The organism is Priestia sp. RMT2NF4 (genome assembly GCF_047872835.1).
Taxonomy (GTDB): domain Bacteria; phylum Bacillota; class Bacilli; order Bacillales; family Bacillaceae_H; genus Priestia; species Priestia zanthoxyli.
On the sequence record NZ_JBLQZO010000003.1, the window covers coordinates 777,422 to 791,915 of the forward strand.

The 14,494-nt window shown below is 39.2% G+C and carries 17 protein-coding genes; 15 read left to right on the forward strand and 2 right to left on the reverse strand.

What is annotated here, in order from left to right; translation table 11 throughout:
- Positions 1-26 precede the first annotated feature (26 nt).
- The 4 genes from ctaD to ctaG are packed head-to-tail and all read left to right on the forward strand — an operon-like array spanning position 27 to position 3,845.
- Positions 27-1,892: a cytochrome c oxidase subunit I gene (gene ctaD, locus ACMX9J_RS17380; RefSeq protein ID WP_033578414.1), complete on the forward strand. Its 1,866-nt coding sequence runs from the start codon at positions 27-29 to the stop codon at positions 1,890-1,892.
- Positions 1,892-2,512, forward strand: coding sequence for a cytochrome c oxidase subunit III (gene ctaE / locus ACMX9J_RS17385; protein WP_013056081.1), 621 nt, complete (start codon positions 1,892-1,894; stop codon positions 2,510-2,512). Before ctaD ends, ctaE begins: the two co-directional genes overlap by 1 nt.
- 4 nt (positions 2,513-2,516) lie before the next feature.
- On the forward strand, positions 2,517-2,849 hold the full coding sequence (gene ctaF / locus ACMX9J_RS17390) for a cytochrome c oxidase subunit IVB (protein ID WP_014460982.1): 333 nt from the start codon (positions 2,517-2,519) through the stop codon (positions 2,847-2,849).
- Between the two features lie 57 nt (positions 2,850-2,906).
- On the forward strand, positions 2,907-3,845 hold the full coding sequence (ctaG, locus tag ACMX9J_RS17395) for a cytochrome c oxidase assembly factor CtaG (protein WP_028414094.1): 939 nt from the start codon (positions 2,907-2,909) through the stop codon (positions 3,843-3,845).
- 36 nt (positions 3,846-3,881) lie between these two features.
- Here the strand turns inward: ctaG and ACMX9J_RS17400 are convergent, their stop codons facing one another.
- A complete protein-coding gene (locus ACMX9J_RS17400; protein ID WP_013056084.1) occupies positions 3,882-4,241 on the reverse strand; it encodes a YugN family protein in 360 nt (119 codons plus the stop codon).
- 185 nt (positions 4,242-4,426) lie between these two features.
- Here ACMX9J_RS17400 and ACMX9J_RS17405 point away from each other — a divergent pair, with 185 nt between their 5' ends.
- The 4 genes from ACMX9J_RS17405 to ACMX9J_RS17420 all read left to right on the forward strand — a co-directional run bounded on the left by ACMX9J_RS17405 (position 4,427) and on the right by ACMX9J_RS17420 (position 7,656).
- Positions 4,427-4,846 (forward strand): CBS domain-containing protein, encoded by a 420-nt coding sequence (locus ACMX9J_RS17405; protein WP_028414093.1) that lies wholly within the window; start codon positions 4,427-4,429, stop codon positions 4,844-4,846.
- Positions 4,847-5,036: 190 nt separating this feature from the next.
- Positions 5,037-6,053, forward strand: coding sequence for a CAP domain-containing protein (locus ACMX9J_RS17410; protein WP_028414092.1), 1,017 nt, complete (start codon positions 5,037-5,039; stop codon positions 6,051-6,053).
- Between the two features lie 84 nt (positions 6,054-6,137).
- Positions 6,138-6,914 (forward strand): sporulation protein YpjB, encoded by a 777-nt coding sequence (locus ACMX9J_RS17415; RefSeq protein ID WP_034266841.1) that lies wholly within the window; start codon positions 6,138-6,140, stop codon positions 6,912-6,914.
- A 64-nt stretch (positions 6,915-6,978) separates the two neighbouring features.
- Positions 6,979-7,656 (forward strand): zinc metallopeptidase, encoded by a 678-nt coding sequence (locus tag ACMX9J_RS17420; protein WP_013056088.1) that lies wholly within the window; start codon positions 6,979-6,981, stop codon positions 7,654-7,656.
- A 29-nt stretch (positions 7,657-7,685) separates the two neighbouring features.
- Here the strand turns inward: ACMX9J_RS17420 and ACMX9J_RS17425 are convergent, their stop codons facing one another.
- The gene (locus ACMX9J_RS17425; RefSeq protein ID WP_028414090.1) at positions 7,686-8,552 is read right to left on the reverse strand and encodes a YitT family protein; all 867 of its coding nucleotides are present in this window, start codon (positions 8,550-8,552) and stop codon (positions 7,686-7,688) included.
- A 312-nt stretch (positions 8,553-8,864) separates the two neighbouring features.
- Here ACMX9J_RS17425 and ACMX9J_RS17430 point away from each other — a divergent pair, with 312 nt between their 5' ends.
- Genes ACMX9J_RS17430 through ACMX9J_RS17460 form a run of 7 tightly spaced genes read left to right on the forward strand, consistent with a single transcriptional unit; the run spans position 8,865 to position 14,451 of the window.
- A complete protein-coding gene (locus ACMX9J_RS17430) occupies positions 8,865-9,194 on the forward strand; it encodes a nucleotide pyrophosphohydrolase (RefSeq protein ID WP_013056090.1) in 330 nt (109 codons plus the stop codon).
- Positions 9,195-9,207: 13 nt separating this feature from the next.
- Complete coding sequence (dapB, locus tag ACMX9J_RS17435) at positions 9,208-10,008, forward strand: 4-hydroxy-tetrahydrodipicolinate reductase (RefSeq protein ID WP_013056091.1); 801 nt, start codon at positions 9,208-9,210, stop codon at positions 10,006-10,008.
- 12 nt (positions 10,009-10,020) lie between these two features.
- Positions 10,021-10,419, forward strand: coding sequence for a methylglyoxal synthase (gene mgsA, locus ACMX9J_RS17440; protein WP_033578417.1), 399 nt, complete (start codon positions 10,021-10,023; stop codon positions 10,417-10,419).
- Between the two features lie 10 nt (positions 10,420-10,429).
- Entirely contained in the window at positions 10,430-11,140 is a 711-nt protein-coding gene (bshB1, locus tag ACMX9J_RS17445; RefSeq protein WP_028414088.1) for a bacillithiol biosynthesis deacetylase BshB1, read from the forward strand.
- Complete coding sequence (bshA, locus tag ACMX9J_RS17450) at positions 11,141-12,268, forward strand: N-acetyl-alpha-D-glucosaminyl L-malate synthase BshA (protein WP_028414087.1); 1,128 nt, start codon at positions 11,141-11,143, stop codon at positions 12,266-12,268.
- A 15-nt stretch (positions 12,269-12,283) separates the two neighbouring features.
- The gene (locus ACMX9J_RS17455; RefSeq protein WP_033578418.1) at positions 12,284-13,477 is read left to right on the forward strand and encodes a CCA tRNA nucleotidyltransferase; all 1,194 of its coding nucleotides are present in this window, start codon (positions 12,284-12,286) and stop codon (positions 13,475-13,477) included.
- Positions 13,462-14,451: a bifunctional biotin--[acetyl-CoA-carboxylase] synthetase/biotin operon repressor gene (locus tag ACMX9J_RS17460; protein WP_013056096.1), complete on the forward strand. Its 990-nt coding sequence runs from the start codon at positions 13,462-13,464 to the stop codon at positions 14,449-14,451. Before ACMX9J_RS17455 ends, ACMX9J_RS17460 begins: the two co-directional genes overlap by 16 nt.
- Positions 14,452-14,494 lie beyond the last annotated feature (43 nt).

Consider the following 14,494-nt stretch of genomic DNA (forward strand, 5'->3'; position numbering starts at 1 on the left):
TCGTTTTTAAAAGGGGAGGTTTAGCGATGAGTACACTCAGTCAAAAGAAGGGTGTAGGTGGAACAATTTGGGACTTTATGACAACCGTGGATCATAAGAAAATCGCCATTCTTTATTTAATTGCCGGCGGTATCTTTTTTCTAGTCGGAGGAGTGGAAGCGCTATTTATACGTATTCAGCTAGCTATACCAAGCAATGACTTTGTTAGTGCAGGAACGTATAATGAAATTTTAACAATGCATGGAACAACGATGATTTTCTTAGCTGCCATGCCGCTTCTTTTTGCTATGATGAATGCAGTTGTTCCGCTGCAAATCGGAGCTCGAGATGTAGCATTTCCATTTTTAAATTTGTTAGGTTTTTGGTTGTTTGCCTTTGGGGGACTCTTTTTAAATCTAAGCTGGTTTTTAGGAGGAGCACCTGATGCAGGTTGGACATCATATGCTTCGCTGTCTATTGCATCGCCTGGTCACGGAATTGATTTTTATGCGATAGGTTTGCAGATTTCCGGAGCCGGGACATTGATTTCAGGTATCAACTTTCTCGTAACAATCATTAACATGAGGGCGCCAGGTATGACCTATATGCGTATGCCGCTGTTTACGTGGACGACGTTTGTTGCATCAGCTCTTATTTTGTTTGCGTTTCCAGCACTGACGGTTGGATTGTTTTTAATGATTTTTGACCGCTTGTTCGGTGGAAACTTTTTTGACGCCACAATGGGTGGAAATACGATTATCTGGGAACATCTTTTCTGGATATTCGGTCATCCGGAAGTATATATTTTAATTCTTCCAGCGTTTGGTGTTTTCTCAGAAATTTTACCTACTTTTTCAAGAAAGAGATTATTCGGATACTCGTCGATGGTTTTTGCTACCGTATTAATCGGATTTTTAGGGTTCATGGTGTGGGCTCACCACATGTTTACAACCGGACTTGGTCCGATTGCAAATGCCATTTTTGCTGTCGCTACGATGGCCATCGCCGTTCCAACTGGAATTAAAATTTTTAACTGGCTGTTTACGCTTTGGGGAGGAAGTATTGAGTTTACGTCTCCAATGCTTTACGCTGTCGCCTTTATTCCGTCATTTGTTATCGGGGGAGTAACAGGGGTTATGGCAGCTGTAGCACCTGCAGATTATCAATTTCAAGATTCTTATTTTATCGTTGCTCACTTCCATTACGTTATCGTAGGCGGTGTCGTATACGCTATATTAGCAGGTGTCACATACTGGTGGCCAAAAATGTTTGGCAAGATGTTAGATGAAAAGTTAAGCAAAGCAACGTTCTGGCTCTTTTTGATTGGTTTCCACTTAACGTTCTTTATTCAGCATTTCTTAGGTCTAATGGGGATGCCTCGCCGCGTATGGACGTTCTTGCCTAATCAAGGTCTCGACCTTGGGAATGCAATCAGTTCATCAGGAGCTGCTTTCATGGCGGTTGCTACGCTCATTTTACTTGTTAACATTATAAAAACCACTGCCAAAGGACAAAAGGTAGGAGGAGATCCTTGGGGAGACGGACGTACATTAGAATGGGCTATTTCATCTCCGCCACCAGAGTATAACTTTAAACAAACGCCGCTTGTACGCGGGTTAGATGCATATTGGATTGAAAAAATGGCAGGAAATAAAGAAATGACGCCAGCCGAACCTCTTGGTGATATTCATATGCCAAACTCATCGTTTATTCCATTTATGATATCGCTTGGGATGTTTATTGCAGGGATTGGCTTTTTGTATCGAAATGATCATGCGTGGGGAGATGTTGTAGGGATTATCGGAATGATCGTCATGTTTTTATCGATGTTCTTCCGTTCATGGATTGATGATCACGGCTTTCATATTCACAAAGAAGACTTAGTTGATGATGACAAGGAGGCGAAGATGTAATGGAGACTGAACAAAAGCTAACCGCTGAAACTTTCCCTGCTTCGCCTGAAAAAGCAACGCTTGAAGGGAAAAATAAATTTACCGGCTTTTGGCTCTTTTTAGGCGGGGAGACGGTTTTGTTTGCTTCACTTTTTGCTACTTATTTAGCTTTGCGCAATTCAACGATGTCAGGACCTAAGCCGGAAGAATTGTTTGATATTAAGCTTGTTTTTGCAGCAACCATGATTTTATTAACAAGTTCACTAACAAGCGTATATGCTATGTATCATATGAAAAATTTTGAGTTTAAAAAGATGCAGCTATGGTTAGGCGTTACGTGGCTTTTAGGTTTAGCGTTTTTAGGGCTAGAAATCTATGAGTTCAGGCATTATGTTCATGAAGGGCATACGTTTACAAGCAGCGCATTTGGTTCTTCTTTCTACGCGCTGGTTGGGACACACGGAGCTCACGTAACGTTCGGACTGCTTTGGATTGGTTCTTTGATGATTCGAAATGCGAAGCGGGGGCTAAACTTATATAACGCTCCTAAATATTATGTCGCAAGTTTATACTGGCACTTTATCGATGTTGTGTGGGTCTTTATTTTCACGGTTGTATATTTAATGGGAATGGTGGGATAAGCTGATGACGACAAATCAATCAAACTCAGATAACCCAAGGCTCAATTTAGAATATCGTAAAAAAAGAAACGCAGAAGATATGAAGATGCAAGTTATCTCTTTTGCAATGATGTTGTTTTTAACACTAATTGCTTTTTTTGCGGTTTATCAAGAGTTTAGCGGATGGTACATTATGCCGGTGATTGTGCTCTTGGCGGTTGTTCAAGTCATCTTTCAACTTTATTATTTCATGCATATGAACCACAAAGGACATACCATACCAGCATTTTTCTTGTATTCAGGCGTATTGGTAGCTCTTTTAACCATTTTAGCTTTTGTAACCATTATTTGGTGGTAAAGAAAAGGGCTGGCATGCGCCAGTCCTTTTCATCATCTGTAGAAGGAGGAATAGACGTTGATTAACAATTTGCAGATGTTTGGTTTTGAAGCACTTTGGAGTCCTTACTATTTTTTAACCATTTGTCTGGTGACCGTCTTATATTTTTTCATCGTTGGTAGATGGAGAGGGAATTTTATAGGAGCGGCGGCCGTAGACAGAAAAACAAAAGCGTATTTTGTTATCAGCATGGTTCTTTTGTATATATGTAAAGGAGGACCTGTAGATTTACTAGGGCACTTTATGTTTAGTGCTCATATGACGCAAATGGCAATTGTTTACTTGGTGATTCCCCCGCTTTTTATTTTAGGAATTCCACCGTGGTTAGCTCGTTCTGTTATTTATGTAAGAGGGGTTAAACCTGTTTTTAAATTTTTTACAAAGCCCTTAATTGCTTTACTATTATTCAATGGGTTATTTTCTTTGTATCATATTCCGCTGCTTTTTGATGTTATTAAAACGGATATGACGCTTCACGGAATCGTGAGTGTTGTATTATTTATCGCTGCATTTTGTATGTGGTGGCCACTCATTAATCAGCTAGAAGAAGAACAAACGCTAAGTTCTTTAAAAAAGCTTGGATACATTTTTGCAGATGGCGTACTTCTTACTCCAGCGTGCGCGCTGATTATTTTTGCAAACCATTCTTTGTATGCGACGTATACAGACTCAAGCGCTTGGGTACAAGCTCTTTCCCTTTGTGTACCGCCTTCTATGATTGCAAGTTTAGGGCAGCTTGCTCCTGAGATGTTTAATACGCTGCCACCCGTGGAAGACCAGCAGCTAGGCGGCGTTATTATGAAGATCATTCAAGAAATTGTGTATGGAACGGTTTTAGGCTTTATTTTTTTTCAGTGGGCTCGAAAAGAACGAGAGAAAGATACGTACATGCCTGATTTTACTGAACCTCAAGATATAAAACCAAAGGAATTTCCGTCTACTCCTCCTTTGAATTAAAAAAAGCGCAGTCTGATTACTGCGCTTTTTCTAATTCTATAGCTGAACGGTTTCAAGCTGTGATTTGATTTGTGTTAATATCTTTTCACACTGTTCTACAAGGGATGGCGGGAAATATTCTCCGTCTCCATATTCTACACCGTGAGGATAATAATGTTTGCCTAATAGAGGTGTCATAAGGTGAATAACAGCATGCCTGCCCCCTACATCGCCTGAAATAGCATGTCCTTGGACTCGCAAATAGAAGGTATCTCGCTGAAACTCGAATTTTCGATCGTACGTGACGCGTTCATAATCCCATTGTCCGGCGCGGACCAGGCCAAATTGATGCATAATCTCATCTAATAAATCTAAATCTACCTTTAATGAATCAAACTTTGCATATTCAAATTTCATATGAACTCCCTCCCAAAACAGATATACCCCAACTAAATCATAAGCCGAATGGATAAAACTTGCAATATCTAATAAGGAAAAATGTAAACGTTATCTATTTTTATTTAAACGTTTTAAATGCGAAAGTTTACTAAAAAGTTGGTCACACTATAAAGCGAACACACTATGTAAAGGAGGATAAAACAATGAAAACTGTACAAGAGGTAATGACAGCTGATACGGAAACATGCACCACGCTCGATAACGTATATGAAGTGGCAGTGAAAATGAAGGAATGGAATGTAGGCGCAATTCCAATTGTCGATAGAGATCAGTTAGTAGGAATGATTACAGATCGAGACTTAGTTATAAAAGGCATTGCAGAAAAGAAGCCAAATTCAAGTAAAGTAACGGATGTTATGAGTGAAGAGCTTATAACTATTACAGCGGAAGCCTCTGTAGAAGAAGCTTCTAAGCTTATGGCTCAACATCAAATCCGTCGTCTTCCTGTTGTGGAAAATCAAAAGCTAGTCGGGATTGTTTCGCTAGGTGATTTATCAACGTTTCGCTATGCAAATGAACGTGCAGGAGAAGCGCTCTCAGACATTTCAGAACATACGCATTAAAAAGCGAAAGCCAACTGTTTGCAGGATATTCGTAAATAGTTGGCTTTTTCTTTTGTTTCCTTCATACCGATAGCTATTTTTTTTTGAATGCATGTATAATAGAGATAAAAATAAGTTAAACAGGTAAAGAAAACAGGTGTAAGGAGAGGAAGAAAAGCTGAAAAAAGTTATTTTTATTCTCGTATTAATAGTGGCATTTGTATACGCGGAGGATTATTTACCTCAGCTAGAAAAATATCTAACGGGTCAAAATATTGAGCAAAACCAAACGGATTCCAAAAGTCAGCCCACCCAAGAAGTGGCTTCTTATGAAAAACAAAGTGAAAATATGATGAGGCTCATTGGAGATCATTCAGAACAGTTAATTGGAATGCTTGGAGAGCCGGATCGTATTGATTCTTCTGCATATGGCTATGACTGGTGGATTTACAAAAAGAATCGTCAAACGTATGCGCAGGTAGGAGTAGAAAATAATCAAGTCGTATCCGTATACGTCATTGGTTCAAAAACAAATACAGATCCTTTTGAGATTGGTGAGAAGCGAGAAGAAGTGGAAAAAAGAGTTTCACTTTCATCCGAACTCACGCTTCAAAAAGACGGAAATGAATACCGATTTCGTCTGAGTGAAGAGGATATGAAAATGCGTCCAATTATTAAATATGGAGATGTATACGTCCAACTATATTTTGATCAGTTCCTTAATACAATCTCAAGTATTCGAATTATGGATATGGACACGCTATTAAAACAGCGTCCGTACGAAATTGTTTATCGCGGCGAGCTTCCAACAGCTCCGTCATTGACAGCAGAGGAGTGGAAAAGTGTCCAAGAAGGAGAAGAGCAGCAAATTATCGATATTACAAATGTAATTCGAGACCGTTTTCAGCTGTCACCTTTAGCTTGGGACGAAGCCACTGCCGGAGTAGCTTATTTACACAGCAAAGAAATGAGTGACTTAAACTATTTCTCTCACGTTTCACCAGCACAAGGTGATTTAGGCAACCGTCTGCAAAAAGGTGATGTAGTATACCGTATCGCGGGCGAAAATATTGCCTCGAATTATCAGGATGGAATCGCTGCGGTTGAAGGGTGGCTTAATAGTGAAGGACATCGTAAGGCTTTACTCAATAAAGAGTTTACGCGTCTTGGTGTAGGTGTATATGAGAAGTATTATACGCAAAACTTTATCACTCCGATGAATGAATAGTAAGATTAAAACTTCCTTTTGAAAATAGGTCTACTCTTGTCCTCTTTCTCATAAGTTTTAGTAGAGGTTAGAGGAGGGACGAGAATGAAAGGAAGAATAGTAGGAATATTGCTCGTACTTTTCTTTGCATATACGACTACTGTACATGCAGCTGAAGGGCAGTGGGAAAAGCTTGATAACTTATCTGATCAAACGCTATCGCTTGTAGAGCAAAAGGAGTATAAAGCAGCCCAACATTTGTTCAGAAATTTTTCGAATGAATTTACCAGTCTCAATACAGCTTCTTTGGGCGTATCGGCCGAAGATATACGTATTTTAACTCTTTGTTATGAACAGGTAGAAAGGTCTCTTTTATCTTCTGATTCCAGTGATGAAGAACGTCTTCAAAAAGCTACTCAATTTCGATTATTAGTCGATGCGCTGCACAGCAAGCATCAGCCTATGTGGACTGAACTCGAAGGCAGTATGCTAGCAACATTTAAAGAGATGCGAAATGAAGCAGTAAAAGGAGAACAGGCGGCTTATGAAGCGCAGCTTAAGCAATTTTTAAAGGAATATGATATGATCTTACCGAGCGCGCAGGTAGACGTGTCGTCTCCCTACGTACAGCGTGTGAGCGCAGACGTTCACTTTTTACAAAGTGAAGGAACGCTAAGTGAGATTAACGATGACCAGTTCAACCAAATGGAACAAAATTTAAAAGATTTTTTTGAACAAGTAAAAGAAAATCGTACGGACCCGTCTTTTATTTGGGTTACAATCACCACCGGAAGTATTATTATTGCTACACTTTTTTATGTAGGAGCGCGAAAGTATTTCGCTGACCAGAAAAGAAAGTCAGCCAGAGGGCGTAATGATTGACGTAAAAGCGCAGAATTGTCTAAAATAAAAGAGTAGTCAAACACATAATGAAAGGTGTGGGTAAATGAGCTTTTTGATTTATTTTCTCATTATTATCCTTGTGCCAATTTGGGCACAGTTTAAGGTGAGAAGTGCTTACAAAAAATATTCACAAGTAAGCAACTCATCAGGAATGACAGGCGCAGAAGTAGCAAGAAAAATTTTGGATGAAAACGGATTGTACAACGTTCACGTAGAGCCTGTAGGCGGATTTTTATCCGATCACTACGATCCTCGCTCAAAAGTCATTCGTTTGTCAGAAGACAACTATTACGGAACGTCTGTCGCAGGCGCTGCCGTTGCGGCTCACGAAGTGGGACACGCGATTCAAGACAAAGAAAACTATTCGTTTTTACGCCTTCGCCACTCGCTTGTGCCGGTGGCAAGCCTTGGATCAAACGCTTCTTGGATTTTAATTATGATTGGAATTATCGCGTCGATTAAGCCGTTGCTATTGTTAGGTATTATCTTCATGGCAGCAGCGGTCGTATTCCAAGTTGTAACACTGCCTGTTGAATTTAACGCTTCAAGCCGAGCGATGACGCAAATCGTCTCAGTCGGAGCGATTCGAAATGACGAAGAGCGCGAGACGCGCAAAGTGCTTAACGCAGCGGCTTTAACATACGTAGCAGCCGCAGCAGTAGCAGTTCTTGAATTGGTTCGTTTAATCATGATTTATACAGGAATGAATAACGACGACTAATAAAAAAATACCGCATTAGCGGTATTTTTTTATCTTTCAAGCGGTTTTTTATTTTCATCAAGGGTAAATCCTTCACCTAAGACATCATGAACATCCGTAACTGCAACGAAGGCGTGTGGATCTACAGAAGTAATAACTTGCTTTAAACGGAAAATTTCATTTTTACTAACAACGCAGTATAGCACGTTGGTATCTTGCTTAGAAAAAGAACCCTGTCCTTTTAAAATCGTCACGCCTCGATCCATTTCTTTCATAATTTTATCCGATATGGCTTCGTTATGATTCGAAATGATGGTTGCGCCTTTGGCCGCATACGCACCGTCTTGCATAAAGTCAATAACCCGTGCAGCGACAAAGACTGCAACAAGTGTGTACATAGCTTCTCGGTAGGATAAATAAATGAGAGACGCACTAATTACAATAAAGTCAAAAAGAAACATCGTTTTCCCCATATTCCACCCGATATATTTTTGAACAACACGGGCAATGATATCGACTCCTCCTGTTGTTCCTCCAAACCTGAAAATAATGCCAAGACCCACTCCAATAAAAACACCGGCAAAAAGAGCTGCTAGAGTCATATCATGGCGCAGGGGCATATTCACCGGAAAGCGCTGGAATATCCATAAAAATAGCGATAAGCTAACAACTCCGAGCATGGTATAAATAAATGCTGTTCTCCCTAATAGTTTCCACCCTACAAAAAACAAAGGAATATTTAACACTAAGTTAGAATAAGAGGGATCAATGTTAAATAAGAAAAATAAAAGCAGGGTAATGCCTGTGAATCCACCTTCAGCTAAATTGTTTTGCATGTTAAAATTAACAAGTCCAAACGCAAATATAGCAGAACCAAGCAGTATAAAAATAATATTTTTTAATCTGAGACCTTTCATACTTACAAACCTCCTATGACCGTTTTTGCACTACCTTATCATAAAGGAATATATTTCATTTCGTAAATAACTATCGAAAAGATTTTTGAAAATAGTAAAAAGTGATGATGTTTCTTCTAGTGCTATGTATTAGTAGTATCCTCAATTCGTAAAATATAGACAGATTTTTGAGAATTAAGGGAAACGTGAGGAATATTGTGAAAGAGCATCTGACAAAGGCGTGGTAAGAAGAAGTAATTAAACTAAATAATTTGAAGTAAAGATGTTATAATAGTAAGCTGAGTGTACTTCTAAAAGAGGTGAAATAAAAAGATGTCAAAAAAAACGATGGAGCAAATGCAGCAAGAAGTTGATGCATATATTAGCCAATTTAAAGAAGGATATTTTAGTCCTCTTGCTATGCTTGCGAGAATGTCGGAAGAAGTGGGCGAATTATCGCGCGAAATTAACCACTATTATGGTGAAAAGCCGAAGAAAACGACTGAAGCAGAACGTACGGTCGAAGAAGAAATGGGCGACATTTTATTTGTATTAATTTGCTTTGCAAATTCATTAAATATTGATTTACAAGAAGCGCATGATCGCGTTATGAATAAATTTAATACGCGTGACAAAGATCGCTGGACGAAAAAAGAAGACTAAGGAGAGAAAAAGAATGGACAAAATTCGAATTGTACTTGCAGGACCAAGAGGTCGTATGGGAAAAGAAGCTGTATTATTAATAGAAGAAACAGAGCATTTTGAATTAGTAGCAGCGGTGGATCGTATCAATGAAGGAAAATACATAAGTGATATTGAAGGAATGCCAAATGTACAAGCGCCGATCTACACGGATATTGAAAAATGTTTTCAAGACGTTAAGGCAGATGTTTTAGTTGATTTGACAACACCTGAAATTGGACGCGTTCATACTAAAACAGCTTTAACATATGGAGTACGACCTGTTGTAGGAACAACTGGCTTTTCAGAAGAAGATTTAAAAGAATTAAAGCAGCTTGCTGAAGAGAAGGAACTTGGCTGTATCATTGCACCTAATTTTGCGATTGGCGCTATTTTAATGATGAAGTTTTCACAAATGGCAGCTAAATACTTTGATGATGTAGAAATCATTGAAATGCATCATGATCAAAAGTTAGATGCACCATCAGGAACAGGCTTAAAAACAGCGGAGCTGATCAGTGAAGTTCGTGAAGCAAAAAAACAGGGCCACCCTGAGGAAAAAGAATTACTAGAGGGCGCACGCGGTGCAGATTATGAAGGAATCCGCCTACATAGCGTACGTTTGCCAGGACTGATTGCTCACCAAGAAGTGATGTTCGGAGGATTTGGACAAACGTTAAAAATTCGTCATGATTCATACAACCGTGCTTCTTTTATGTCAGGTGTGAAGCTAGCTGTTGACACAGTTATGAACGTAGACACACTTGTATATGGGTTAGAAAATATTATTGACTAAGGAGCGAGAAAAATGAAAATCGCCTTAATTGCACATGATAAAAAGAAAAATGATATGGTACAATTCACAACAGCCTATCAAGCGATTTTACAGGAACATTCGCTGTTCGCAACAGGAACAACAGGAACGCGTATTTCAGAAGCAACAGGTTTGCAGGTTCACCGCTTTCAATCAGGACCGCTTGGAGGAGATCAGGAGATAGGAGCTTTAATTGCTCAAAATGAAATGGATATGGTTATTTTTTTCCGCGATCCGTTAACAGCTCAGCCTCATGAACCTGATATTTCAGCTCTGATGCGTCTATGTGACGTCTATGCGGTTCCTCTTGCAACGAATATGGGAACAGCAGAGATTTTAATTCATGGACTTGAACGAGGCGATTTGCATTGGCGTTCAATTATAAAAAAATAGGGTGAAGATAATGAAAGAAACAATAGATATCCTTGCCTTTGGTGCTCATGCCGATGATGTAGAAATCGGCATGGGTGGAACCATTGCAAGAATGAGTGAACAAGGTTTGAAGGTAGTTATTTGCGATTTGACGCAAGCTGAACTTTCTTCAAATGGAACGGTTGAAATTCGAAAACAAGAAGCGTCTAAAGCAGCTGAAGTCTTAGGTGTTCATGAGCGAATTCATCTGCATTTGCCAGACAGAGGTTTGTTTTTAAAGCCAGAATATATAGCTGAAATTGCATCAGTCATTCGCACGTATCAACCAAGGATTATATTTGCTCCTTATTTTGAAGATCGTCATCCTGATCATGGAAATTGTGCAAAGCTTGTAGAAGAGGCCATGTTTTCCGCTGGCGTTAAAAATTATATAGATGATAAGAAGCAAAAAGCTCATCGTGCGGAGTCTCTATATTTCTATATGATAAATGGATTTCATAAGCCAGATTTTATCGTAGATGTATCAAGCACGTTTCAAAAGAAAGTAGCTAGTCTAGAGGCTTATGAAAGTCAATTTATAAAAACAGCAGATACGTTTGATACGCCGCTCGTAAACGGATATATTGAAACGGTAGAGAGCAGAGAGCGATTATTTGGCAAAGAAGTCGGGATAGCTTACGGTGAAGGTTTTTTATCTAAAAAACCGATTTTGATGTACGACGATTTAGTAGGTGGAAAATAAATGAAGTTAAAAATTGGTATTACATGTTATGCTTCCGTTGGAGGTTCAGGAGTGGTAGCAACGGAGCTAGGGAAGCTGCTGGCTGAAAAGGGGCACGAAATTCATTTTATTTCCTCTAGCATGCCTTTTAGATTGACGAAAGTATATCCAAATATTTATTTTCACGAAGTAGATGTAAATCAATACTCCGTCTTTAAATACCCTCCGTATGATCTCGCTTTATCCAGTAAAATGGCTGAAGTGGCTAAAAGAGAAAAGCTTGATATTATTCATACGCACTATGCAATCCCCCATGCCGTTTGCGGGATTTTAGCTAAACAAATGGTAGAGCACGAAGTGAAAATTGTGACGACTCTTCATGGAACAGATATTACGGTTCTAGGAGAGGATCCATCGTTAAAAGACTTAATTAAATTTGGAATTGAGAAATCAGATGCAGTGACGGCTGTATCTCAGTCACTTGTTGATCAAACTCACCATTTAATTAGTCCAGATAAAGAAATTGAAACGATGTATAATTTTATTGATGAACGAGTTTATCATAAAAAAGAAGTTCAGTATTTAAAAGCGGAGTATGGCATATTAGAAAATGAAAAAGTCGTTATTCATATTTCAAACTTTCGTCAAGTCAAACGAGTTACAGATATAGTCAAAACATTTGCTATTATTAATGAAAAGCTTCAGTCTAAGCTGCTGCTTGTAGGAGACGGCCCTGAAATGACGGTTGTGTCTCAATTGGTAAAAGAGCTAAATCTTCAAGATTCTGTGTTATTTCTTGGGAAACAAGAAAATGTAGCAGAATTATATTCGATTAGCGATTTAAAACTGTTATTATCTGAAAAAGAAAGCTTTGGGCTTGTACTTTTAGAAGCTATGGCTTGTGGTGTTCCATGCATCGGAACAAATATAGGCGGAATTCCCGAAGTAATTGAACACGAAAAAACAGGATATATTTGCGAAGTTGGAGACGTCGAAGAGGCAGCGAGCAAAGCAATTCAGCTACTTGAAAATGAACAGCTGCATCACCAAATGAGGGAAGCGTCTCTAAGCGCAGTTAATCATAAATTTCATTCAACAGAGATTGTGAGTCAATATGAAAAACTTTATTATAAATTGGTACAGGGTTGAAGAATGGAGGACGTTATGAAAGAACCGTTCATTCATCCGCTTTATATTATTGAAAAACTGGAGACAGCCGGTTACGAAGCGTATTTTGTTGGAGGAGCGGTCCGGGATCTCATTTTAAATCGGACGATTGGAGATATTGATATCGCTACGTCAGCTAGGCCGGAACAAGTGATGGAACTCTTTCCTAAGACGATTCATGTAGGAATCGAGCATGGTACGGTTGTCGTTGTTCATGAGAACGAGACCTATGAGGTGACCACTTTTCGCTCTGAGGGAGAATATGATGATTTTCGTCGTCCCTCGTCCGTTACGTTTATTTCGTCTCTGATAGAAGATTTGCAGCGTCGCGATTTTACAATTAATGCAATGGCTATGAATGCAAAAGGAGAAATTATTGATCCATTTAATGGAAGGGAAGATTTACGAAACCAGTTAATTCGTACTGTCGGAAATGCTAAAGAACGCTTTCATGAAGATGCTCTTCGTATGATGAGAGCCGTTCGCTTTGTCAGTCAGCTGGCGTTTTCGCTGTCTGATCAAACTAAAAGAGCCATTCAGCAATACGGTGAACTACTGAGGCATGTTTCTATTGAACGCATTACAGTTGAATTCGAAAAAATGCTGAGCGGAAAGCGGCCGTCTTTAGCATTAGCACTTGTAGCAGATACGGAGCTGTATCGCTACTTGCCCGAATTGAATGTAGATCCGCAAAAATTCCGATCTGTTTGTGCACACGATTGGATGATGCTTCAGCGAGTATCGGAGTCATGGACACTTCTTGTACATCTGCTCGACATTCAAGACAAGCAGGCATTTTTTAAAAGCTGGAAATTATCTAATAAGCAAATTAAAGATATTCAGCTTCAGTCTATTGGTCTTCGGGACGTTTTGGAAAATGGATGGTCAAAACGCATCATGTATACAATTGGAGAGCAGGCCAGCGTGAGCGTGAATCGTATTTTACAACTTCTTCGAAGCAATGAGTATATGAATGAACATGAGCTTCTTTACATCTATAGCGAGCTGCCTATTCATTCTTTAAAAGATTTAGACATAAATGGTCAAGATCTTTTAGTATGGACAGGTAAAAAGGGTGGTCCATGGGTGTCTCAACTATTAAAAGAAATTGAGGAGAAAGTTCTATACAATGAGTTAATGAACACGAAATCTTCAATAAGAAAGTGGGTGCAGTCTTGCAGTCAGATATAAGAAGAACGCTGCTTGAAATGTTTACGAACGCAGATGGGGACTATGTGTCCGGCCAAAAGATCAGCGATTTATTAGGATGTTCAAGAACAGCTGTATGGAAGCATATCGAAGAGCTGCGAAAAGACGGCTATGAACTTGAAGCTGTTCGTAAAAAAGGCTATCGCATTGTTGGGAAGCCGAACAAAGTAAGCAGCAACGAGCTTTTATTAGGGCTTCAGACAACAAAAATCGGCCAGTATATTCACTATGAGGAAAGCGTGCATTCTACTCAAAAAATTGCTCATCGAATTGCTCAAGAAGGAGCAAAAGAAGGAACGGTCGTAGTTGCTGAAGAGCAAACGGCAGGAAGAGGAAGACTTGATAGAGCGTGGTACTCCCCAAAATATACTGGTGCCTGGATGAGTATTATACTGCGTCCTTCTATCCCTCCGCAGCAGGCTCCTCAGCTGACTTTACTATCAGCAGTCGCTGTTGTACAGGCCATTCAAGAAGTGACGAACCTTTCTCCAGACATTAAATGGCCGAATGATGTTTTATTAAATGGGAAGAAGCTAGTTGGGATTTTAACGGAAATGCAGGCTGATTTTGACCGAATTCATTCGGTCATCATTGGAATCGGCATCAATGTGAATCAGCAGGAAACGGATTTTAATGAACAAATCAAACACATTGCCACATCTTTACGTATTGAAAAAGGTGAAGAAATTAATCGTGCCGCTTTGATGCAAGCGTTTTTCTTGAAGTTAGAAACCCTTTATGAAGAATACTTAAAAAATGGCTTTGGTTTAATTAAAGTTCTTTGGGAAACGTATGCAATCAGCATTGGAAAGCGAATTATAGCACGGACGATGACAGCCAACATTGAAGGCTTCGCAAAAGGTATAACAGATGAAGGCGTTTTATTGATTGAAGACGATGAAGGTGTTATACACCGAATTCATTCTGCAGATATTGAGCTCTCTGCTAAAAAATAGTAGAAAAATAAAGAAATTTTTATTATAATACGAGTATCAAGGT